The 23,198-nt window shown below is 71.7% G+C and carries 17 protein-coding genes; 12 read left to right on the forward strand and 5 right to left on the reverse strand.

Annotation, left to right across the window (positions count from 1 at the left end; genetic code table 11):
* Positions 1 to 10: 10 nt before the first annotated feature.
* The gene (locus C503_RS0130615) at positions 11 to 1,732 is read left to right on the forward strand and encodes an AMP-binding protein (protein ID WP_084477399.1); all 1,722 of its coding nucleotides are present in this window, start codon (positions 11 to 13) and stop codon (positions 1,730 to 1,732) included.
* On the forward strand, positions 1,732 to 2,661 hold the full coding sequence (locus tag C503_RS0130620) for a beta-ketoacyl-[acyl-carrier-protein] synthase family protein (RefSeq protein ID WP_156893631.1): 930 nt from the start codon (positions 1,732 to 1,734) through the stop codon (positions 2,659 to 2,661). The genes C503_RS0130615 and C503_RS0130620 overlap by 1 nt, the downstream gene beginning before the upstream one ends.
* Before the next feature lie 3 nt (positions 2,662 to 2,664).
* Here the strand turns inward: C503_RS0130620 and C503_RS0130625 are convergent, their stop codons facing one another.
* Genes C503_RS0130625 through C503_RS0130640 form a run of 4 tightly spaced genes read right to left on the reverse strand, consistent with a single transcriptional unit; the run spans position 2,665 to position 6,665 of the window.
* Positions 2,665 to 3,462, reverse strand: coding sequence for an ABC transporter permease (locus tag C503_RS0130625; RefSeq protein ID WP_018686053.1), 798 nt, complete (start codon positions 3,460 to 3,462; stop codon positions 2,665 to 2,667).
* A complete protein-coding gene (locus tag C503_RS41450; RefSeq protein WP_018686054.1) occupies positions 3,459 to 4,220 on the reverse strand; it encodes an ABC transporter permease in 762 nt (253 codons plus the stop codon). Before C503_RS41450 ends, C503_RS0130625 begins: the two co-directional genes overlap by 4 nt.
* Before the next feature lie 4 nt (positions 4,221 to 4,224).
* Positions 4,225 to 5,199 carry an ABC transporter ATP-binding protein gene (locus tag C503_RS0130635; RefSeq protein ID WP_018686055.1) on the reverse strand — a complete coding sequence of 325 codons (975 nt, stop codon included), beginning with the start codon at positions 5,197 to 5,199 and terminating at the stop codon, positions 4,225 to 4,227.
* Positions 5,196 to 6,665: an aldehyde dehydrogenase family protein gene (locus C503_RS0130640; RefSeq protein ID WP_018686056.1), complete on the reverse strand. Its 1,470-nt coding sequence runs from the start codon at positions 6,663 to 6,665 to the stop codon at positions 5,196 to 5,198. Before C503_RS0130640 ends, C503_RS0130635 begins: the two co-directional genes overlap by 4 nt.
* A gap of 232 nt (positions 6,666 to 6,897) precedes the next feature.
* Here C503_RS0130640 and leuS point away from each other — a divergent pair, with 232 nt between their 5' ends.
* The 9 genes from leuS to C503_RS41455 all read left to right on the forward strand — a co-directional run bounded on the left by leuS (position 6,898) and on the right by C503_RS41455 (position 19,421).
* Positions 6,898 to 9,372 carry a leucine--tRNA ligase gene (leuS, locus tag C503_RS0130645; RefSeq protein WP_018686057.1) on the forward strand — a complete coding sequence of 825 codons (2,475 nt, stop codon included), beginning with the start codon at positions 6,898 to 6,900 and terminating at the stop codon, positions 9,370 to 9,372.
* Between the two features lie 139 nt (positions 9,373 to 9,511).
* Positions 9,512 to 9,673, forward strand: a complete 162-nt coding sequence (locus tag C503_RS46365; protein ID WP_018686058.1) for a hypothetical protein — start codon at positions 9,512 to 9,514, stop codon at positions 9,671 to 9,673.
* Between the two features lie 281 nt (positions 9,674 to 9,954).
* Positions 9,955 to 11,043, forward strand: a complete 1,089-nt coding sequence (locus C503_RS0130655; RefSeq protein ID WP_018686059.1) for a radical SAM protein — start codon at positions 9,955 to 9,957, stop codon at positions 11,041 to 11,043.
* On the forward strand, positions 11,040 to 13,106 hold the full coding sequence (locus C503_RS0130660; protein WP_018686060.1) for a RiPP maturation radical SAM C-methyltransferase: 2,067 nt from the start codon (positions 11,040 to 11,042) through the stop codon (positions 13,104 to 13,106). Before C503_RS0130655 ends, C503_RS0130660 begins: the two co-directional genes overlap by 4 nt.
* Entirely contained in the window at positions 13,106 to 15,085 is a 1,980-nt protein-coding gene (locus tag C503_RS0130665; RefSeq protein ID WP_018686061.1) for a B12-binding domain-containing radical SAM protein, read from the forward strand. The genes C503_RS0130660 and C503_RS0130665 overlap by 1 nt, the downstream gene beginning before the upstream one ends.
* Positions 15,082 to 15,783 carry a hypothetical protein gene (locus C503_RS0130670; RefSeq protein ID WP_018686062.1) on the forward strand — a complete coding sequence of 234 codons (702 nt, stop codon included), beginning with the start codon at positions 15,082 to 15,084 and terminating at the stop codon, positions 15,781 to 15,783. The genes C503_RS0130665 and C503_RS0130670 overlap by 4 nt, the downstream gene beginning before the upstream one ends.
* Positions 15,784 to 15,818: 35 nt before the next feature.
* Entirely contained in the window at positions 15,819 to 17,123 is a 1,305-nt protein-coding gene (locus tag C503_RS0130675; protein WP_026316866.1) for a radical SAM protein, read from the forward strand.
* Between the two features lie 4 nt (positions 17,124 to 17,127).
* Positions 17,128 to 18,174 (forward strand): radical SAM/SPASM domain-containing protein, encoded by a 1,047-nt coding sequence (locus C503_RS0130680; protein WP_018686063.1) that lies wholly within the window; start codon positions 17,128 to 17,130, stop codon positions 18,172 to 18,174.
* Positions 18,171 to 19,421: an amidohydrolase family protein gene (locus C503_RS41455; RefSeq protein WP_018686064.1), complete on the forward strand. Its 1,251-nt coding sequence runs from the start codon at positions 18,171 to 18,173 to the stop codon at positions 19,419 to 19,421. Before C503_RS0130680 ends, C503_RS41455 begins: the two co-directional genes overlap by 4 nt.
* A 26-nt stretch (positions 19,422 to 19,447) precedes the next feature.
* On the opposite strand, the gene C503_RS0130690 is transcribed toward C503_RS41455, so the two are convergent.
* Positions 19,448 to 20,011 (reverse strand): response regulator transcription factor, encoded by a 564-nt coding sequence (locus tag C503_RS0130690; protein ID WP_018686065.1) that lies wholly within the window; start codon positions 20,009 to 20,011, stop codon positions 19,448 to 19,450.
* A 767-nt stretch (positions 20,012 to 20,778) separates the two neighbouring features.
* On the opposite strand from C503_RS0130690, the gene C503_RS0130695 reads away from it, so the two are divergent.
* A complete protein-coding gene (locus tag C503_RS0130695) occupies positions 20,779 to 23,196 on the forward strand; it encodes a PEP/pyruvate-binding domain-containing protein (protein ID WP_018686066.1) in 2,418 nt (805 codons plus the stop codon).
* Positions 23,197 to 23,198: the final 2 nt, after the last annotated feature.

A 23,198-nucleotide genomic window follows, 5' to 3' on the forward strand; every position in this document is an offset into this window, starting at 1 on the left:
GAAGCTGGGTTTGATTACCGATCACGCGCGGATCACCACTGCGGGACTGCTCGACTGGTGGGCGCATCACTTTCCCGACGACATCGCGCACATATTGCCCGACGGTCGCGATCTCCGATATGTCCAGTGGGCACGGCGAAGCGCGGAAGTCGCGGCTGCGTTGCACGCACGTGGTGTCGCCGTGGGAGAGTGCGTCGGCTTGGCGTTTCCGCGTGCGGCTATCGACGAGTTCGCCGTGCTGCTCACGGCGTTGCATCGGTTGGCGGCTGTGGCCGTGCTATTGCCCGCGGACGAGACCGGGCCCGGATTCGGCAGACTGGTCGCGGAGGGGCGGGTCACCCGGATCGTGGGTCCCCGTGCGTGGACCGTCTCCGCTCCGGTGTCGACCGTTCCCGTTCTCGCCGCGGAAGACCTGGTCGCCGACGGGGAACTCCCGGGACATGTGGTGCGACCCGGGGACACCGCCACGGTGGTGTTCACGTCCGGTACCACGGGTGAACCCAAGGCGGTCGCCGTCCCGCATGGCGACATCATGTTCGGGATGGCCGACCGGTTGCCGGAGTTCGCCGATGGTCCCGGTGGGCGAACCCTGTTGCACGCGTTCCCGCTCTCGGTCCCGGTCGGTCAGTGGGCGGCCCTCGCGCCGCTGTTGGCGGGCTTGCGCGTGGTCACGATGGCGCGGCTCGACCCGGGGCTGTTCCTGGAACTGGTCGACCGGCACGGTGTCACGGACACGGCCATGGTGCCCGCCACGGCGGCAGCCTTGCGCGACGCCCGGCCCCGGCCGGGGACGATGCGGCGGGTGATCGTGGGGTCGGCGCGAGCCCCGATGCCCGCGCTGCGCACCCTCCGCGCGCTCTTCCCGGCGGCCGAGCTCGTGGTCGACTACTCCAGCACCGAGTCGGGGTGGGCCGGTGCGTCCACTGTGGTCGGCGACGGCCACCGGCCCGGTCTGGTCGGCGCGCCGAACGCGGGCTGCGCCGTGCGGATCACCGACGAGCATGGCGCCCCGCTCGGCCCCGGCGAGACCGGGGTCGTCGAGCTGCGGCTGCCGCCCGGCATCCCCGTCCGCCACTACCCGAACGACCCGGCGGCGACCGCGGCGACGTTCCGCGGCCGCTGGGTCCGCATGGCCGATCTGGGCAGGCTCGACGACGAGGGCAGGTTGCACCTGGTCGCCCGTACCAAGGACGTGGTCAGCGTAGGTGGGCGCAAGGTCTCCTGTCCCGAGGTGGAGGCCGCGTTCGAGGCTCACCCGGCGATCCGGGAGGCGGCCGCCTTCCCGGTCGCCGACCCGATCCTGGGCGAGGAACTCGTGATCGCGCTCGTCGCCGACCGTGTGGTGACCGAACCGGAACTGCGGGCCCACGTCGTCGAACTGCTGGCACCGCACAAGGTCCCCGCGCGCGTCGTCATCGTCGACGACCTCCCGCGCACCCGCTCCGGCAAGGTGCGCAAGTCCGACCTGCCTGCCCTGCTGGCTCCCGCCGCACGCGAGGAGGGCTCGATCACCGGCCTCCTCACCCGAGCCGTGGCCGACGTCCTCCGGCTGGACGACGTCGGACCCGACCGCACGCTCGCCGACCTCGGCGCCTCCTCGATCCAGGTGATCCGGGTCTACCGCCGCCTCAGCGATTCCCTGGCCGCAGACTTCGACGTCACCCTTCTCTTCGAACCGGTGCCACTGGCCACCATCGCCGACCGTTTGACCGACACCATCCAGGCCCCGTGATGACCACGAGCGTGTCCGGGGCGGCTGCCGCGGGTGACCGTCGAAGGAGCGCGATGTACCTGAGCGGGTTCGAGGTCGAGTTCGGTGCCCGGGTGCCGGTGGCGGAGCTGGCCGAGTTCGTCGGCGCGCGGGACGAGGTGGAGCTGCTCCTCGACGAGGGTGTCCGGTACGGCCTGGTCGCCGACCGGCCCGCGGAGGTCCTGGCGGCCGCCAGTGCGGTACGGACCCTGGCGGGCACGCGGCCGCTGGCCGCCGTGTACTGCTGCGAGACGATCGGTGCCCGCCCGCCCGCCTCGGCCGCCACCGCTTTCGCCGTGGCGGCCGGTATCCCCGATGTGCCGGTGTTCACCGTCGGCGGGGCGGGCTGTGGCAACCTCGGACCGGGACTTCGGGTGGCCAGGGGGCTGCTGGCCGCGGAGGGGCCGGGCTCGGTGCTGCTCGCCGTGGCCGACCGCGCCCCCGGCCCGCGCTACCTGCCCGGCGACCTCACCGTGCTGTCCGACGGCGCCGCCACCTGCCTGGTGTCGACATCGCCCGCCAGGCCGGGGTTCCGGCTGCTGGGCAGCGCCGCCGTCACCGCGGCTGATCGGGCTGGTGCGCGACCGGGGCTGGCTGCCGCCAAGGCCGCGGCCGCGGGTGTCGCCGCGGCGGTCGGCAGGGTGCTCACCGAGGCGGACACCGCGGTCGACGAGTGCGCCCTGCTCCTGGTCGGCAACTACGGTGCCTCGGTGCGAGCGATGCTGGCCGCCGCCGCGGGATTCCCTTCCCGGACCGTGCACGCCCCGAACGTCGCCGACGGGCACTGCTTCGCCGTCGACCTGCTGCACGGCCTGCGTTCCCTCGAACCATCCGATATGGACCGAATAGTGCTGGTGGCCACCGGGCCGCACGCCTGGACCGCGCTCCTGCTGGAGTACCGCGCCTGCTGAGGTTCAGCGGTCCAGGCCGCCGGTGCGGCGCGCGTTCTCCAGCAGCAGGTGCATCGCGAGACCCGCCACGGCCAGCCAGCCCACGCCCACCAGCAGCTCGGCGCCCGCCGCGCCCACGATCCCCGCCCAGTCCCCACCGGACAGCAGCGCGCGCACGGCCGCGAGACCGTGGGTCACCGGAAGCCCGTCGGCCAGCGTGGCGACCGGTCGCGGCCAGTACGACACCGGCACGTTGACCCCGGCGAAGGCCATGATCGTCAGATAGGACACGTTCAGGGCGGGCCACGCCAGGGTCGGGAAGCGCATCACCAGGGCGCTGAAGAGCAGGCCGTAACAGTAGGTCGTGAGCGCGCAGATCAACACAAGCGGGATCAGCAGGAGCGTGCGCGCCCCCGGCAGCGGGATGTCGAACACCGGGGCCACCACCAGGAACACCACAGTGGAGCTGAGCAGGCCGCCGACCGGTGCATTGAGACTGCGAGCGGCCAGTGCCACCAGGTGGCTGCCGGGCGCGGCCATCAGCAGCGGCAGCTTGCCACCGCGCCGCTCCCCGGCGACGAACGCCATGGCGCCGACCGACTCCATCGTCATCACCGCGACCACGTTGCCCACGGCCAGGTAGCGCACCGTGTCCGCGTTCCCGACCACCAGGCCCACCGAGGTGAAGAACACCACCTGGAAGGTCAGCCGCAGCGCCCAGCCGCCCAGCCAGGAGCGGACCGTGTAGTGCGCCCGGTACTCGGCGAGGCCGATCCGCGCGGCCGCGGGGATGATCCGCAGCTGCGCGCGCAGCGTGCTCATCCGACCAACACCCGCCCGTCCTCGCGGACTCGACGCACCACCGCGCGGGTCAGTGCCGCTCCCACGACGAGGTAGCCGCCGCCGAGGACCACGAGCGCGCTCAGCGCGGGCCATGGGTTCAGCGGCGCGGCAGCGGTGGCGGCGCGCAGCAGGTCCGCGCTCCAGGACAGGAAAACCAGGCGGGACAATGGTTCCAGCCAGTCCGGCAGCAGCCCGGTGGGGAGGAACACCCCGCCGAGCACGTACACCGGGTAGGTCAGCGAGTTCCGCACCGACGACGCCTCCCGGCCGAGTACGAACACCGTGCTCAACACCAGTACCGCGCCTGCCATCGCGAGGCAGGTGGCCAGTACGCCCACCACGAACAGCACCGGGTGGCCGAACTCCAGGCGCACCCCGAGCGCCACCGCCACCAACCAGGCCTCCACGAACACGACCAGTCCCGTGATCGAGACCGCGGCCGATCGGCCGAGCAGCACCCGGAAGAACGACGCGCGGGAGACCAGCACGTGTTCGAGCACGCCGTCCCATCGGTCGCCCTCGACGATGCCCGCCGCCAGTCCCAGGCCCAGCGTCCACATGCCGATCAGCGCGGGCGCCAGCAGGGCGTGCGTGTCCAGGTCGACCCGGCCGCCGTGCCGGGTGATGGACAGCAGCACCAGCACCTGGAACGGCAGCGCCACCAGGGCCGCCACCCGGCCGATCCCGGTGCCGAACACCGCCAGCTGCAGGCGGAACGCCTGCGCCACGACCCGCATCGGGTCAGACCTCCAGTTCGCGGTGGCCGACCATGCGCAGGTAGATGTCCTGCAGCGACATCCGGTCGGTCCGGATGGTGGTGACCCCGGCCGCGACCAGCCTGGTCAGCACGTCGTGGGTGGTGCCCTCGGCGACCACCCGCACCCGGATCCCGCCGCGCTCGCCCGGTTCCACGCCGTCGACGCCGGGCAGGTCGGCGAGCTCGGCCACCAGACCGGGCGGCACGCCCTCGGCGTCCACGTACTCATACCGGGTCAGCCAGCCACCGAGCGTGTGCGGCGCCTCGGTGGCCAGCACCCGGCCGCCGTCGACGAGCGTGACCCGCTCGCACAGCTGTTCGGCCTCGGCCATGTCGTGCGTGGCCAGCAGCAGTGTGCGGCCCTCGCCCTGCAGTTCGCGCACCACGTCCCGGAAGGCCAGCGCCGCCACCGGGTCCATGCCGTTGGTCGGCTCGTCCAGGATCAGCACGGCGGAGTCGCCGACCAGCCCGCGGGCCAGGTGCAGGCGCTGGCGCATGCCGCGGGAGAAGGTCTCGGTCGGCGAGTCGGCCCGCTCGGCCAGGCCGAACCGCTCCAGCAGCAGATCCACCCGGCGCGCGGCCGCTCGCCCGTCCAGGCCCGCCAGCGTCGCCCAGTACAGCAGGTTGCGCCGGGCACTGAGGCTGCCGTAGAGGCCGTTGTCCCCGCCCAACACCAGGCCGATCACCTCGCGCACCCGGCGGTGCTCGCCGACCACGTCGTACCCGAGCACCCGCGCCTGGCCCGAGGTCGGCACCAGCAGGGTGGCGAGGATCTTCATGAGGGTCGTCTTGCCCGCGCCGTTCGGGCCGAGCAGCCCGTGCGTCTCGCCCCGCTCGACCCGCAGGTTCACCCCGTCGAGCGCGACCCGCTCGGTGCGCGCCCGGCGGGGGCCGCGCCGGGTGACGAAGGTCCGGCGCAGGTCCCGGACCTCGACGGCGGGTACCGCTGCCGTGCTCATGCCGGGTACCCCACGACCTTGGTCGTCAGGAAGTCGGCCAGCGCCGCACCGCCGCCGTGGTGCCCGTTGCCGCTGCCGCGGCGGGCCGCGAACGGGGCGTCCGGCCCGTACGGCAGGCCGCCGTGCACCGACACGGCGCCTGCGCGCAGGCGGGCCGCCACCGCTCGGGCCAGTTCCGGCGGGCCGCCGCTGACCGCCGCCGAGAGCCCGTACGCCGGTCCGTCGGCCAGCGCGACCGCGTGGTCCACGTCGTCGTAGGGCAACGCGACCAGCGCAGGCCCAGGTAGCTCGTGGCGGGCCAGGTCGGTGTCGGGGGACAGGTCGGCGATCAGCACCGGTTCGACGTAGAACCCGCCGCCCGCGGGCAACGCGCGGCCCGCGCGGATGACGCGCCCGCCTGCCCGCTCGGCCTGCCCGGACACGGCGAGCACCCGGTCCCGCAGCTCTGCGCTCACCAACGGGCCCATCAGCACGTCCGGGTCCGCCGGGTTGCCGATCGGGACCTCGGCCATCCCGTCGGCGAGCAGCTCCAGCGCCTCGGCGTACCGCGCACGCGGCACCAGGACTCGTTTGTAGAGACTGCAGGCCTGCCCGGCGTGGAAGCAGACGCGGGCACCCGCCGCGGCGATGTCGCCGTCGTCGGCCCCGTCCAGCACGACATGCGCCCCGGCCCCGCCCAGGTTCAGCACCAGGCGCTTCAGCGTGGCCGCCGCGGCGTAGGCCACTGCCCGGCCTGCGGCCGTCGACCCGGTCAGGCCGACGAGGTCGACCGACGGGTGCGCGGCGAGCACCGTACCGAGGTGTGCGGGGTGCGCGGAGCTCACCACGTTGAGCACTCCCGGCGGGAAGCCCGCCGCCACAGCGTGCGCCCCCACCGCGAGCCCCGCCAACGGGGTGTGCGGGGACACCTTCAGCACGACCGTGTTCCCGGCCCCCAGGGCGAGCACGAGGCTCCGCAGCAGCAGCGCCAGCGGGAAGTTCGCCGGGGTGATCAGCGCGACCACGCCGACCGGCTCCGCACGCACCTCCCGGCCACTGCTGAACCCGTGGAAGCCGCGGGTGGGCAGGTCCACCAGCCACCGGTGGCGTTCGACCAGGTCACACAGCGACCCGGCCTCGTCGAGGGCGCCGTCGAGCTGGATGGACCTGGTCAGTCGGACCGGCACCCCACCCTCGCCGACCAGCAGCTCCCGCAGCCGTTCCCGGCTCGCGCGCAGCCCCGCGACCAGGGCGCGCAGGCAGGCCACCCGGCATGCCGGGTCACGGACCCAGTCGCCGCGGTCGAACGCGTGTCGGGCCGCCCGCACCGCCTGGTCGAGGTCCTCCACGGTGGCGTCCGGGACCGCGGCGAACGGCTCGCCGGTCGCGGGCGCCACATCGGGGTACGTGCGCCCGCCCGCGGCGGGCCGCGACTCGCCGTCCACCAGCAGGGCGGCGGTCATGTCGATCGTCGCCGCGTCGATCATCAGTCGGCTCCCCGCTCACCTGTTCCCGCCGGTCGCGGGCGTTCTCGACGCTACTGGTCGACGCGGGCGATCCCGGGGTGCGCGATGTCCCATAATCCGGGCACACGGCGTCGTGCCGTCACCGGTCGTGTTCGGGGCGGGACCACGCCGTCATTGCTGCTCCGTTAGCATTCCGGGAGATTCCCGGCTCGGCCCTTGAGCCGGGAAGCACTGACCCGGGCAGGAACGAAAAATGCAGTCCAGCAGCGCGAACGAGGCCTACGACCCGCACGCCAACACCGAGAAGTGGCTTGGTGTGTGGCAGGACCGGAAGGTCTTCGAGGCGTCCGACCTCACCGCCGACACCGGCGACGGGCGGCCGCGACGCTACGTGGTCAGCATGTTCCCGTACCCCTCCGGCGACCTGCACATGGGCCACGCCGAGGTGTACTCCATCGGCGACGCGCTGGCCCGGTACGCCCGGCTCACCGGCGCCGACGTGCTCAACCCCATCGGCTGGGACTCGTTCGGCCTGCCCGCCGAGAACGCTGCCCTGCGGCGCAACCTCGACCCGGGCAGTTGGACCTACGGCAACATCGACGTGCAGGCGGAGAGCTTCCGCAGGCTCGGCATCTCCTTCGACTGGCGCACCCGGCTGCACACCTCCGACCCGGAGTACTACCGCTGGAACCAGTGGATGTTCCTGCTCATGTACCGGGAGGGGCTGGCCTACCGCAAGGCCGCGCCGGTCAACTGGTGCCCGAACGACCAGACCGTGCTGGCCAACGAGCAGGTCGTGCAGGGCAAGTGCGAGCGCTGCGGCGCCGAGGTCGAGCGCCGGAACCTGACCCAGTGGTTCTACCGGATCACCCAGTACGCGCAGCGGCTGCTCGACGACATGGACCAGCTCGGCAAGTGGCCCGAGGACGTGCTGCGCATGCAGCGGAACTGGATCGGCCGCTCCACCGGCGCCCGCGTCCAGTTCACCATCGAGGACCGCGACGAGCCGGTGCAGGTGTTCACGACCCGCCCGGACACCCTGTTCGGCGCCACGTTCTTCGTGGTCGCCGCGGACGCCGAGCTGGCCGATGACCTGTGCGCGCCGGAGCAGCGCGGCGAGTTCGAGGCGTACCTGGTCAAGACCAGGGCCGCCACCGACATCGAGCGGTTGGCCGCCGACCGGCCGAAGACCGGCGTGTTCCTGGGCCGCTACGCGATCAACCCGATCAACGGCGAGAAGCTGCCGGTCTACGCCTCCGACTACGTGCTGGCCGACTACGGCACCGGCGCGGTCATGGCCGTGCCCGCGCACGACCAGCGCGACCTCGACTTCGCCGTGGCCATGGGCCTGCCGGTGCGCATGGTCGTCGACACCGGCGAGGCCGACCCGGCCGAGACCGGCGTGGCCACCGCGGGCCTGGGCGCGCTGGTCAACTCCGGCCAGTTCACCGGCCAGGACACGGTGGCGGGCAAGGCGGCGATCATCGCCGAGCTGGGTCGGCTGGGGCTGGGCGAGGCCACGGTCAACTACCGGCTGCGCGACTGGCTGCTGTCCCGCCAGCGCTACTGGGGCACCCCGATCCCGATCATCCACTGCCCGTCCTGCGGCGAGGTCCCGGTCCCCGAGGCCGACCTGCCGGTCCGGCTGCCCGAGTCCGGCTACGAGCTGCGTCCCACCGACGGCCGCGCCCCCCTGGAAAGCGCCACCGACTGGCTCGCCGTCCCCTGTCCCACCTGCGGCGGCGCGGCCCGCCGGGACACCGACACCATGGACACGTTCGTCGACTCGTCCTGGTACTTCCTGCGCTACCCGAACCCCGGTTACACCGACGGTCCGTTCGACCCGGAGGGCATCCGCCGCTGGCTGCCGGTCGCCGAGTACATCGGCGGCAAGGAACACGCGATCCTGCACCTGCTCTACGCCCGCTTCATCACCAAGGTCCTGCACGACCGGGGTCTGCTCCCGTTCGTGGAGCCGTTCACCCGCCTGACCAACCAGGGCCAGGTCATCATGAACGGCAAGGCGATGAGCAAGAGCCTTGGCAACCTGGTCAACCTGCAGGAACAGATCGCCGACTACGGCCCGGACGCCGTCCGCGTCACCATGCTGTTCGCGGGCCCCCCCGAGGACGACATCGACTGGGCCGACGTGTCCCCGTCCGGCGCGGTCAAGTGGCTCGCCCGCGTGATCCGCCTGGCGGGCGACGTGACCGCGTCCTCCCCCGGCGAGGGCTCACTGGAACTGCGCAGGCAGGTCCACCGCCTCATCGATGCCACCACCACCCTGATGGACGGCCGCAGGCTCAACGTGGCCATCGCCCGCCTGATGGAACTGACCACCGTCCTGCGCAAGGCCGCGGATGGAACCCCCGGCCCCGCCGACCCCGCACTCCGTGAAGGCGCGGAAGCCCTCGTCCGCATGCTCTCCTGCTTCGCCCCCTTCACCGCCGAGGACGGCTGGGAGCGCCTCGGCCGAACCGCCTCGGTCATCGAACACGGCTGGCCCCATGCCGAACCGGAGCTCCTCGTGGTCGAGTCGGTCACCTGCGTGGTCCAGGTCGCGGGCAAGGTCCGCGATCGCCTCGAAGTCGCCCCCGACATCTCCGAGGACGACCTGCGCGCGCTCGCGCTCGCCTCGGCGAAGGTCGACCGAGCCCTGGCGGGCGCCGCCATCCGCGATGTGATCGTGCGCGCCCCGCGACTGGTGAACGTCATCCCGCAGAAGTGATCGCCGACCGGGTGCTGCCCGCGTGGCAGTACCCGGTTTCGGGGACGTGCGTGCCGGATCGGTGTGAGTGATGCTGATCTCGTCATGCACACGCCGTGGCCGTCCGATGTGGATGGTCGCGCCGACCACGGGAGATCCCATGTCCCAGCACGATATCTCGGAGGCGGCGGACATCGAGTCCGACGCCAAGCCGGAGGGGCCCGCGTCCGCCCCCGAGCAGACCGGGGACGGCGCCGCCGCCACCCCGCGCCGGTCCAAGGTCCGGGTTCTGCAGTACTCCCGGTCCGACCTGCTGATCTGATCCCACTCCCACCTGTCACCCGGGGGACCTGACCAACCTGGGTGACGTGCGCGGCGCCGCCCCCGTGGCGCGCACCTCGCGCACCGAGGAAGCAGCGCCGTGCGGCAGGCGGCTGCGCTGGGTGGCAGTCTCGGTCGGCGTAGCCGCTGTCGTTCCTCGGCCCCCGGCCCGTCAACTTCTCGTTCCCCTCCCGGACGTGTGTGCGCACCCGGTACCAGCCCACGGCGGTCCGGGCGATCCCGCGCGCCCAGGCGAACTCCCACCACGCGAAGGGGTGACCAATGGCGACGCGCGCCGCGGTCCAGCCGAGCGGAACCGACCGAGCGGTGCCGCTGGGCCTGCCCGGATGGATGGCACCGCAGGTCCCGGAAGTGGACCAGTGGAACATCATCCTGACCAACCGGTGCAACCTGCACTGCATCTCCTGCTCGTACCCCGACCAGCGGCCGTTCCGGTATGTCCGGCGCGAGACCATCGCCCGCTACCTGCCGCGGATGCTCGACCACGGCGTCCGTCGCGTCATGCTGACGGGCGGCGAACCCTGCATGCACCCCGACTTCGACGACATCGTCGACGACCTCGCGGCCGCGGACGTGGACATCACGCTGGTCACCAACGGCACCTACCTCGGCCGCAAACTCCCGCGCCTGGCCGGGAAACTGGCGCGGCTGATCATCTCCCTGGACTCGGACACCGCCGACGGCTATGCCAGCATCCGCGGCGCCTCCGCCTTCGACCACCTGACCGGGTTGCCCGCCCGGTTCCGCAAGGAGTCACCCGACACGCACCTGACCCTGTGCGTGCTCACCCAGCGGCTCAACTTCCGACGCCTGCCCGAGTTCGTCGAGCTGGCCGCCGGGCTGGGCGTCGACCACGTGTCGTTCCTGGTGCCCGATGTGGCGGGCATGGTCGCGCCGACCGAGCGTGGCGGCGCGTTCGGGCACGTGGCGGCGCTGCCCGACGACCGCGTGGAGCAGGTGGCGCTGACCGATGCGGAGGTCGAGGAGTTCCGCGAGCGGGTCATCCCCGCGGTGGAGGCTGCCTGTGCCAGGCATCCGGAGCTGACCAGCAGCTCACTGGACCTGTTGCGCGACTTCGCCGACTACTTCGCCGCGTTCCGCACCGGCCGCGCCCGCCCGGAGCGGCGCCGCTGCGCGCTGCCGTTCCGTGAGGTGGTGCTGGACGAGCAGGAGCGGTTCCGGTTCTGCTTCTTCATGCCCGACGCCTGGCCCGCGGCCGGGGTCGAGGACCCCGTGAACCACCCCGGCGTCGTCGCGGCCCGCCGCGACTACCTGGAGACCGACCACCGGCTCGACCGGTTCTGCAACATGTGCCTGCAAGCCCGGCGTGTGGAGGCTGCCCACCCATGAGTGCCCCGAGCGAGTCGAAGCGCGACTTCATCATCACCGCCCTGCCCTGGCAGCGCTACGACACCACCGCGATCCAGCTGGGCGCGCTGCAGGCGTGGCTGGACGGGCGCGGGTTCTCCGTCGACACCAGGCACTTCTACAAGGACCTGATCAGCTACATGTCCCCGTCGGTCTACATGAGACTGTTCGAGGCGTACATGGGCGAGTCCGCGTTCGCCGCGCTGATGTTCCCGGAACGGCACGAGCGGATCGCCAAGGCCGTGGTGTCCGCCGTGGACTTCGACCTGTCGGTCGGGCAGAGCCAGGGCGTGCTCAAGCACCCGCAGCTCAACGCGAATCTCTCGATGGCCGAACGCGAGCAGCTGGCCAAGGGGGCCACCCGGGTGGTGGCGGCCGGGCAGGCGCCGCTGGACTTCGACGCGCTGGTCCGCGCGCTTGCCACCTTCCTGGACGACGTGTTCGACGCCGTCCCCTGGCAGCAGTACAAGGTCATCGGGTTCACCACCAGCCACCAGCAGCTCATCCCCACGGTGCTGCTGTCCCGCCGGATCAAGGCCGCGTTCCCCGAGATCCCGATCGTCATCGGCGGTGCGCTGATGACGATGGACATGCCCCGGACCGTGCTGCGCCTATTCGAGTGCTTCGACGTCGTGGTGGAGGGCGAGGGCGAGGAGACCGCCACGGAATTGCTGTCCGTGCTCACCGGCCGGGAACCCGGACGCGGCCTCGCCGACGTCCGCGGCATCACCTGGCGTCGCCCCGGGGAGACCGGTGACCAGGCCATCGTGCGCAACCTGCCGCGCCCGGCGATGCACGACCTGGACGAGCTGCCGCCGCCCGACTACACCGACTACTTCCGCCATCAGTTGCGTCCGGACACCCTCGACGTGATCCCGAAGCTCACCCTGGAGGCCTCGCGGGCGTGCGTCTGGGGCAAGTGCACCTACTGCAACCTGAACCTGCAGTGGCGCAACGTGTACCGACGCAAGAGCCACCTGCGCGTCGCGCAGGAGCTGGCCGAGCTGCGCAAGCGGTACCGCAGCCCGTACGTGACCTTCTGCGACACCAACGTCGAGGACAAGATCCCGCTGTTCGACGAGCTGGCACGGGACGAGCACGACTACCGCATCCTGGTGGAGGTCTCGCCCAACATCACCCGCGACGGCGTGCGCTCGCTGCGGGACGGGGGCGTGCGCACGATCCAGGCGGGCATCGAGTCGTTCAGCGAGCGCATCCTGCGGCTCTACCAGCGCAACCACCGGCTCATGCGCAGCCTGGAGCTGCTCAAGTGGACGGCCGAGTTCGATGTCGAGACCTACTACAACATCATCATCAACTTCCCGGCCGAGGAGCAGGCCGATGTGGACCGCTGCGTGGCCGCGGTGGACTATGCCCGGTACTTCATGTACCCGTCGGTGCACGACTACAGCTTCACCATCGACAGCCCGGCCTGGAATGACATGGCCGCCTACAACATCTCCGGCTGGTACGTCCCGGACGAGGTGAGCGAGGTCTACCCGGACGAGTACGCCACGGACCTGGCCCAGCTGCTCGCGCTGACCATCAAGCCGGTGCCCGCGCGCGACCCGGGAGTGGACTGGGGCCCGTTCCTGGCCGAGGTCGACGGCTGGAAGCGCCGCTACCACGCCAACCTCGGCAGACCCGGACTGGTCTATGTGGATGGTGGCGACTTCCTCAACCTGACGATCCGGGCCGGGGGCCAGGGCAACGATGTGGTGATGCAGCTGCCCGACGAGTACCGGGACATCTACCTGGCGTGCGGGCACAGCTCCCGGACGCTGGACGAGATCGCCGCCGCCGTGCCGTCGGTGCCGCGCGCCGAGATCGCCGACATCCTGCACGAGCTGCACGACCTCCGCGTGCTCTACGCCGAGCGCAACCGGTACCTGGCGTTGGCGATCCGGGAGCGGAACATCGGCAACTACCCGCACCAGGAGCCCGCGCGGCGCGCCTCGTCGATCGAACTGCCGTTGGTCGCCAAGGAGTCGCCGGAGTCGCGTACCAAGCGCATCGTGCACCACCCGGCGGACGGGCGGGCCTGATGCGCGCGGCCCCCAGCGAGCTGGTGCTGCCGCCGCTGAGCCCGGTCCTGGTCGGCAGGCCCTACGCCGCGGTGCCGCTGCTCGCCGCCTACGCCGAGCAGCGCGGGGCGCCGCCGGTCCGGCAGGTCAACCTGAACCAGGCCTACGTGCGCGCGGAGCTGCTCGCCGCGGCAGCCGAGCCGTGGTCCGGGGGCACCTCGTCGGACAGCGGGACCGAGGCGGTGGCCGAGCGGCTGCTGGTGTCCGCTTTCCCGCGCGCGGTGGCGGCGGACCCGGGCGACGCGGCGCTGCTGGCCGCGGTGGCGAGGGACCCGGCCGCACAGGCGTGGTTGTTCGAGCGGGCCGGGCTGGCCGCGGCCGAGGACCCCGACGTGGAGGGCGATCTCGCCCGGCTGGACCGCATGGCCGGGATGCGGGAGTTCTTCGCGCGCCACTACCGGGACCGCGGGGTGCCCCGGTTGTTGGGGATCAGTGTCCCATTCGCCACCCAGCTCGCGCCCGCGTTGCTCCTCGCGGAGGTGGTCCGCGAGCTCGCGGGCGAGGACGTGTTCACCGTGCTGGGTGGGCCGCTGCCCAGCCTCCTCGACGACGCCCAGGTCACCACCCTGTTGGCCCGGTCGGCGATCGACGGGGTGGTGCGGCGGGAGGGCGAGGAGGCCTTCCACGTGTTGGCTGGGCTGGCCGAGTTCACCCCGCGGGAGCTGGCGGCGGTCCCGTCGCTGTCGTTCCACGCGGCTGGCGAGCTCCAGGTACGCCCGCCATCCGGCGCTCCGCAGAACCTCGGCGGTACGCGGCCGCGGCCGTTCGACCCGGAGTACCTCGACGGCGCGGTCGAGCTGCCGGTGATGGTCGGCCGCGGCTGCTTCTACACCTGCGCGTTCTGCGACTACATCGAGCTCTATGAGAAGATCAACTTTCGTCGGGCGGCGGACGTCACCGAGTCCGCCGCGCTGGCCGCGGCGCAGAGCAGCACCGGGAAGCTGCACTTCGTCTACGAGGTCATGTCGCTGCGCTACGAGCGCAAGCTGGCGGGCACCCTGGCCGCCGCGGGCCTCGGCGTGCGGTGGCGCGGGTTCCAGCGGGTGTTCGGCGAGATGACCGCCGAGGACGTGCGGCTGCTGGAGTCCTCCGGCTGCGCGCGGCTGGACATCGGGCTGGAGTCGGCCGACGACCCGACGCTGACCCTGATGAACAAGGGCTACACCCGGGCCGAGATCGCCGCCTTCCTGGCCGCGTTCGCGGGCAGCGGGATCCAGCTGCTGATCAACATCATCGTGGACTACCCGGGCCTGGACTACCAGCGGGCCATGGCCGCCGCGCGGTTCCTGGCCGAGGCCACCCGGGACATCGAGGACGTGCACTTTGAGGTGCTCCGGTTCGCCCTCGGCCGAAACTCGCAGATGCACCGCGAACCGGACCGGTTCGGGCTGGACCTGGTCGACGTCTCCGCCCCGACGGGCCGCCCGTCCTCGCCCACCCAGGTCGCGTTCCGCAGCACTTGGTCGATGCCGGTCGCGGACCGGGACCGGGTCGAGGCCTACTACCGCGAGGTCAACGCGGGCTTCCGCGACCGACGGGTGCGCCGCGCCGAGGAGGCGGGCGTGCTCGGCGCCGACACCCGGGCCTGGCGCGGCTGGGTGGTGCGCGGCGAGCCGGTGGTGGCGGTGCGGTCGTCGGACGATCTCGTCGTGCGCCGGATGCTGACCGGGGAGACCTTCCTGCTGCCACTGTCGGTCGAGCCGGTGATCACCGCCTACCGGGCGGTGGGAGAGGGCAACACCCCGCTCACCGCCTTCCTCACCGAGGCGGCTCCGGCACTGCGTGCGGCGGACATGACCCCGCGCGACGGCGCGGAGCTGCTGCTCGACCTGGACCTGTTGCGCAGACGTCCGGGCGCGGGTATTCGCGCGGGCATCGCCAGCGATGGCGGTTTCTACCGGGGCGGCCGCAGGCGGACCTCGCCGGGGGTGGCGCCATGACCGGCCTTGAGATCCGGCCGACCTGGTGGGAGCAGCGGCAGCGCATCCTGGAGGTGTTCTTCGACTGCGCCGAGTCCGATGTGGCCGACCGGGTCGTGTTCACCCCCATCCCGGCGTTCTACCGGGCCATGCTCGCGGACGCCGAGGTCCGGTCCGAGCATCACGGCTGGTGGCGGATGGCCACCGTCTGCCGGGACGGGATCGACTACAGCGTGGTGCTGCACTTCGAGGGCACTCGGGTCGTGGACCCGGTACGCGCCCTGCTCACCAGCCGCAGCCGGGCGGCCTTCCTCGGGCTGGTCGGCGCCGTGGCCGACGGCCTCGACGTCGGCCGCCTGGTGCACATCACGTCGGCGGGTCGCGCGCCCGGCGGCGTCTGCTCCTGGATCGGCCCGGACCGGCTGGCCGCGGACCTGTCCGTGGTGCGCGCGTGCACCGGCAACGGGCTGCTCGACGACCCCGGCTCGGTCCGCGCGGCCGCGCGCCGGATGGCCGCCTCGGTGGTCGACCTGGAGAGCTACTTCTTCTTCGAGGCGCTCGGACTGGTCGCGGTCGCCGACAGTGTGGCGCTCGGCCTGGTGACCGACCGGCCCGGGCAGGTCCCGTTCTGGACGGTCGCGCTCGACGACGACTCGCTGGCCGCGGCGGGCGCCCGGTTCGCCGAAGCCCTGCGCGGGCACTGGTCGACCCCGATCTGACCGCCACTCGCCCACCACGACACCAGGAGGCCCGGATGGGGCAGAAAGTCTTCCTCTCGTTGAGCGCGCCCAGCAAGCAGGCAGTGCCCGCCACCACCCCGGACGACGACTACCTGCCCGCCGCCCCGCTACTGCACCGGTTCGAGCGCGGCGACGAGGTCGTCTACTACAACGCCTTCACCCACAACTGGGTGACCCGCGACCGGGGCGCACCCGAACCGACCACCGCCGAGGTCGACGAGCTCGCCGCGATCGACTTCCGGTTCACGCCGCTGGAGATGCTGGCCGACCCGCACCTGATGCGCGTCGAGATCACCCAGGCCTGCAACTTCCAGTGCACCTACTGCATCGTGTTCGAGAACGATCTTGACCAGCTGCACCAGCACATGTCCGTGGCAACCGCCCAGTCCCTGCTGGAGTGGTACCACCAGAACATGCCCGGCGGCACGGTCATGCTGATCGGCGGCGAGCCGACGTTGAACTGGGACGCCTGCAAGGTCTTCCTGGACGGCATGCCGGTGGAGGCAGGCAAGGAGCTCTACACCAACGGAATCCTGCTCAGTGACGACGACATCAGGTACCTGCGGGACCGCAACGTCAGCATCCGGATGTCGGTCGACGGTTTCGAGCGGCACCACCGGCAGCGCGTCAACCACGCGGGCCAGACGCTCTACGACCAGGTGATCGACCGGTTCCAGGCGATGCTGCGGCTGGGCGCCGACGTCGGGATCAACTGCACGATGACCCCGCACAACCTGCCTGACATGGTCGACATCCACCACCACTTCGTGCGCGAGCTCGGGGCCAGGCACATCAACTACTCGATCCCGCACATGACGGTGAACAGCGATGTCGCCGACGGGTTCGACATGGACACCTACACCGCGGCCATGCTGGAGATCTACGACGACGCCAAGCGCAACGGCGTCTACGTCGCACAGATCATGAAGCGGCTGGCCTACATCGCACGCAAGCGGTTCAAAGCCATCGGCTGCACTGTCATCGGTCCGGAGGTGACGTTCTACCCCGACGGCAAGCGCACCCTGTGCACCAAGTTGGACAGCCACCCCAAGACGAGCTCGGTCACGCCGCAGGACATCTACGCGAACCTGCCGTTCTTCATGTCCGACTGCAGGCAGTGCTCGGCGATCGGCATCTGCGGCGGTGGCTGCTACTGGGACGCCAAGACCCGGTTCGACCGCTTCCAGGACATGCGCGAGTGCGACTTCCAGCGCAAGCTGCTCGAACGCATGCTCTGGGACGTGGTCGACTGGAGCCGTTCCAGCGACGACTTCCCGCGGATGCTCAACGACGTCTTCCACACGAAGATGTTCGGGTGAGGCCATGACGATCGCCGGAACCACCAGTCTGCCGGGCACCTGGGAGCAGGCGGTCGCGGCCTACGAGAGCGGCACCGCCGAGGTGGGCCACCTGCCCAGGGTGCTGTGCGTGGAGCCCACCGACGGCTGCAACTTCGCCTGCACCTCCTGTGTGCGGCCGGAGGGCAAGGCGCACCTGCTCGACGCCGACGACCTGGTGCGCTGGGTGGACCGCGAGCCGGGGCCCTTCCGGGCCGCGCCGGTGTGGGTGCACTTCTCGGGGGAGTCCCTGCTGCACCCCGGGTTGTCCGGCATCCTGGCCGTACTCCGGGAGCGTGGGGTGGGCACGATGCTGTCCACCAACGCCTCCCGCCTCGACCACGGGCGCGCGGCGATGCTGCTGGACAGTGGGCTGTCGCTGATCGTGTTCTCGCTCGACGCCGCCCGTGCCGACACGTTCCGCCGGATTCGGGTCGGCGGCGACTTCGACGAGGTCGAGCGGAATGTGCGGGCGTTCCTGGACCTGCGCGGCGACCGGCCCGCGCCGACCACGCAGGCCCAGCTGGTGCTCGGCGACCAGGGCCTGGACGAGGTGTGGGAGTTCTTGTGCCGCTGGGCGGCGGAGGGGGTCGACACCGTCCAGCTCAAGCGGTACTCCACCAGGGGCGGCATGCTGGGGTTGCCGACCGCGCGCCGGGGTGATCCGGCGTTGGCGCAGGCGCGCGGACACACGCCTTGCCTCGACCCGTGGCTCAACGTCGTCATCCGGGCCGACGGGACGGTGGTGCCGTGCTGTGCCGACTTCACCGGGCAGCTCGTGCTCGGCTCGCTGCACCAGCAGTCACTGGCCGAGATCTGGAACGGGCAGGCGGCTCGGGCGCTGCGCACCGCGCACGCCACCGGGACCGACCTGCCCGAGCTGTGCGCCCGCTGCACCGACGCGCGGACCCCGGCCGAACGTGACGCCGTGGTGCGCTTCGCGGGCCTGCCCGTCGACGAGGCCGAGCTGGCCGAGCTGATCGCCGAGTACCCGCGGCACCTGCTGTTCGACCTTCGGGAGGTGGACCTGTGAGTGCCGCCCGCCTGATCGCCCTGGTCGCCGACCGGTTGTTCACCGGCAGCGACCCGGGCCCGGGCCAGGCCGTCGTGCTGGTGCGTGGGGATCGCGTGGTCGCCGTCGGCGAGCCGCCGCCCGCGGCCGCCGAGGTGATCGAGTTCGGGGACGCCACGCTGCTGCCCGGGTTCGTCGACGTGCACGCGCACCTGGCCCTGGACGGCACCCCGGACGGCCAGGACCGGTTGGCCGTCATGACCGACGAGCAGGTCGCCGAGCGGATGGCGGCCGCGGCCCGGGTCGCCCTGCACGGCGGCGTCACCACCCTGCGCGACCTGGGGGCGCCGCGCCTGCTCGGGCCCTCGGTCCGCGACGCATTGGCCACCGGGTCCGTGCCCGCGCCTCGCGTACTGGTGGCGGGCGCGCCGATCACCGTGCCCGGCGGGCACGCCCACTCGCTCGGCGGTGCGGTGACGGGGGCGGCCGAGGCGCGCGCGAAGGTCCGCGAGCTGCACGCCGCCGGGGTGGACGTGATCAAGGTGATGGCCTCCGGCGGCAGGCTGACACCCGGCTCGAACACCGACCGGCCGCAGTTCACCGACGCGGAGCTCACCGCCCTGGTCGACGAGGCGCACGGGCTCGGCCTGCCGGTCACCGCGCACGCCTACCCGCCCGCGGCGATCGACCAGGCGGTCCGGTGCGGTGTGGACGGTATCGAGCACTGCTTCTTCAGCGTCGACGGCGGTCTCGCCCCCGACCTGGAGCTGATCGACCGCATCGCCGAGCGTGGCATCGCCGTGTGCCCCACGCTCGGCCTGGTGCCGGACTGGCCGGTGCCACCTGGCTTCCGTACGTTCCTCGACGTCTTCGAGCAGGTCGTGACCCAGCTGTACGAGCGGGGTGTGCGGCTGGTCGCGGGTGTGGACTCCGGCGCCCTGCCCGGCAAGCCGCACGACGCGTTGCCGCACGCGGTGATCGAGTTCGCCCGTCTGGGCATGAGTCCCGCCCAGGCCATCGCGGCGGGAACCCGGGTGGCCGCGGAGACCTGTGGCCTCGCGGGCCGCGTTGGTGTGCTGGCACCGGGGCACGCCGCGGACGTCGTGGTCGTGCTGGGTGACCCACTGGCCCGGATCGACGACGCCGCCCGCGTGTGTTTCGTGATGGCGGGTGGGACGGTCGTCCGCGACGACGCGGTCCGGGCCAAGAATCCCCGGTGGCGGGCCGCGCGCGTCGGTGGCGGCGAGCCCGCCGTGGGGTCGGGATGACCGGGTGCCTCGACGGTGGGCGAGGTTCAGCCGACTCGGTGGGCGGCCAGCAGCGCCACCCGGGTGAGCTCGGCCTTGTTGCCGATGTGCATCTTGGACCGGATCCGCTTCACGTAGGTGTCGACCGTGTGCGGGCTGATCGACAGCCTGGTCGCGATCTGGGCGTGGGTGAGGCCTTCCGCGATGTGCGCGAGGACCTCCCACTCGCGCGTGGACAACGCTGTCACGCGGCCCTCGTCGGTGGTGACCGGTCCGGTCTCCACGTGCAGCGCCGTCGTGATCGCCGCGACCACCGCGTCCACACTGGCCTCCCGGTGCAGGGTGCCCGCGGCGCCCGCGTCGATGCAGTGCTGGACGTCGTGCTCCCCTTCGCTCCCGAGCACCAGGACCGGCGCCAGCCTGACGGCGTTGGCCACGAACGTGGGCGCACCGCCCCGGGTGACCCGCGGATTGACCAGGAACACGTCTGGCGAGGCGCCACGGCAAGGCACGTGCCTGCCGTTGCGCACGCAGAACCCGTGCGTGGCCAGCACGGTCGCGAGGCCGACGATGTATATCGGTGAGTTGTCAATTACTTCGACAGTGAGCATTCGGTCCCCCAGTTCGACCGATTCGTGCGCTATCGCGGCGGCGCGTGGCCGTCGGTCGTATCCGCGACATCCGTCGGGCGCGTGCGCCAATTACCTGCGGGCGTTCGTGGCGTCCAGTGATAATGCGACTCGCTCGGTAGCCGGTAGGCAATGCCAGTATCGGTCCTGACGTCCGCAATTGAATACGCCTAATGGGTGAATCTGGGACTCGGATCCGATGTCGTGAACACCATTCTCCTTTGCCGCGGCAGCGCGACGGCAGTCGACGGTCTTGTCGTCGGGTGCCCGTCCTGGTGTGGATCTCGCTGCCGTTCGTCTACACATGTTGGCACATGTTCTACGTGAGGCAAGGGTTCTCGTCCAGTCGGACGAGGTTCCGCCCGGCCGGTCGGGCGACTGTCCTGTGTGTCGGATTTGCCTACGCCCGTTGACAGAAGGCGTGATCCCAGTAGGATCACTCTCCACCGTGAGTATTCGAGGATCTGGGGGGATCTGGGATGGACACTCGGTCGCCAGTGTGGATGATTCGACCCGACCGATTCCGGTCGGGTCCCTGAGGCTGCCTTCTGGCCGGTGTGACGGCGGACGTCCACCGGTATCGGGGAGAAATTCACCGCGAGAGTCGGGCGATTCGGTCGTCATGTGCGCGGGCCCTTTTCCCGGCGACCGACCACACCACACCACACCGAGGGGATCATGCACGACTCCGCTGTCCGCGGATCGGCGACGACGCCCACCCGCCACCGCCAGCCTGCCCGGGAGGCACGATGACCGAATACGTCCACACCCTGCGGGCGGCCACCGAGCAGCGGCAGGTCGGGCAGAAGGCGGCCCGGCTCGCCGCCCTGATCCGCGCGGGTTTCCCGGTGCCGGACGGGATCGTCGTCACCACCGAGGCATTCCGGGCCTCCCACGCGCACGCCGGGCGATCGAGCCTGCCGGGACCCGACCAGGCCGACCGGCCGGTGCCCGCGCCCGATGTCGCGGACGCGGTTCGCGCGGCTGTCGCGACCCTCGGCAGGACACCGCTGGCGGTACGCAGTTCCAGCGTCGACGAGGACTTGGGCGACCGGTCCAGGGCGGGCGAGTACACCACGGTCCTGAACGTCGCGGACGACGCGGGCCTCGATGCCGTGCGGCTGTGCTGGGCCTCGGCGCACCGCGCAGGCCCGGACGGCGTGACCGCCCCGATGGCGGTGCTGGTGCAGCCGATGGTCCCGGCGGTCGCCGCGGGTGTCGCGTTCACTGCCGACCCGGTGACCGGCGAGCGCGACGTGGTGGTGATCGAGGCGGTGCGCGGGCTGGGCGACGCCCTGGTCAGCGGCGCGACCTCGCCGGAGGAGTGGCGGGCTCGCCCGGCCGGGCCACCGAGCCGCACCGCGGACAAGCAGGTGCTCACCGCCGAGCAGGCGGCCAGGGTCGCCGTGCTGGCCCGGCGCGTCGAGCGGTGGGCAGGTGCGCCGCAGGACATCGAGTGGGCGCTCACCGAGGACGAGGTGGTGCTCCTGCAGGCCCGCCCGATCACAGGTCTGGCCGCACCCGCGGCGGTGCCCGTGCCGCTGCCCGCGGACCCGCCGCCCGGCGCATGGTTCCGCGAGGACAGTCACCTGGGCCCGTATCCGTGGAGCCCGTACAGCCGCGCGCTGTGGGCCTGCCGGGTGCCGGTGCTGCGCCAGGTGTGCGGCGATTTCGGCACGCTCCTCGCGGGCGTCGACATCCGAGAGTTCGGCGGCTGGGAGTACCTGCGGATGCTCCCGCCCGCGGGCAGGCGGACACTGACCCTGCCGACGTGGGCGCTACGGATCGCCTTCCGTGTACTGCCGGGACTGCGCCGCCTGGCTCGGAACAGCGCCCTGGCCGTCGACACCGATCTCGCGGGCAGGCTGCTCGACCGCTGGCGCGACGAGTGGCGGTCCGACCTGCGGCAGCGGATCGCCGACCTGCGCGATGTCGACCTGTCTGGATTCGCGGACCGGGACCTGGTGTCTCATGTGGATGCCACGGTGGCTCTCATCGCGGAGGGCATCAGCAGGCACCTAAACCTGCACGGGGCGATCGCGGTGTCGCTGGCCGAGTTCGCCGGTAGTTGCGAACGGCTGCTCGGCTGGTCGGACAGCGAGGTCTTCGAGCTGATGTCCGGGCTGTCCCCGATGTCGACCGAGCCCGTCCGCGAACTGGCCGCTCTCGGCGCCGCGCCCGACGCCACCGCATACGCGGCGGCGTTCGAGGAGTTCCTGCGCGGCTACGGCTGCCGGAGCCTGAGCCACGAGGTCGCGAAACCGAACCTGGAGGAGCTGCCGCGGCTGCTGGACACGTTGGTCGCCAAGCAGTTGGAGATGGTCTATGAGCCCGCCTCCACCGGCGACGAGCTCACCGCCCTGCGCGAGGAGACGCTGGCGCGGGCGCGCGCCCAGCTGAGCGACCCGGACGACCGGGCCCGTTTCGAGCACGACTTCGAACGCGCCGTCCGTGCCTATCCGCTGCGCGAGGACAACGTCCTTCTCACCATCCACGCACCGTTGGGTGTGGCCCGGCGCGCCGCGCGCGAGCTGGGCCGACGACTGGCCGAACGCGGACTGATCGACGAGCCCGACGACGTCTTCTTCCTGGAGCCCGCGCGGGCATGCACGGCGTTGACCGAGCAGTCGTCACGGCAGGCGGATATCCTGCGACACAAGGGAGAACGCGCCTGGGCACTGGCCCACCCCGGCCCGCCCGTCTACGGCGAGGAGCCACCGTTCCCGCTGGCCGCCGCCCCACCACCCACCCGACTGGTGACCAACGCGTTCCTGTGGGCCAACAGCAGGCAGTTCGGCGACCCGACCGGCGGCACGGGCTCGGGGGACACGATCACCGGGGTGGCCGCATCCCGGGGTACCTACACTGGTCCCGCGCGGATCATCCTGGACGAGACCGAGTTCGGCAGGCTTCGGCCCGGCGACGTACTCGTCTGCTCGGTCACCTCACCGGTCTGGTCGGTGCTCTTCCCTCTCGTCGGCGCATTGGTGACCGACAAAGGTGGGCTGCTCTCGCACCCGGCGATCATCGCTAGGGAGCACGGCATCCCGGCCGTTCTCAACACCGGTGATGGCACCCGGGTACTTGAGGACGGTCAACTCATCACCGTCGACGGCGCCGCGGGCGTGGTCCACCTCGGCCCCGCACGAACCCCGGCGGAGAGGTAGCC

The sequence above is a fragment of the Actinokineospora enzanensis DSM 44649 genome (assembly GCF_000374445.1).
Taxonomy (GTDB): Bacteria; Actinomycetota; Actinomycetes; order Mycobacteriales; family Pseudonocardiaceae; genus Actinokineospora; species Actinokineospora enzanensis.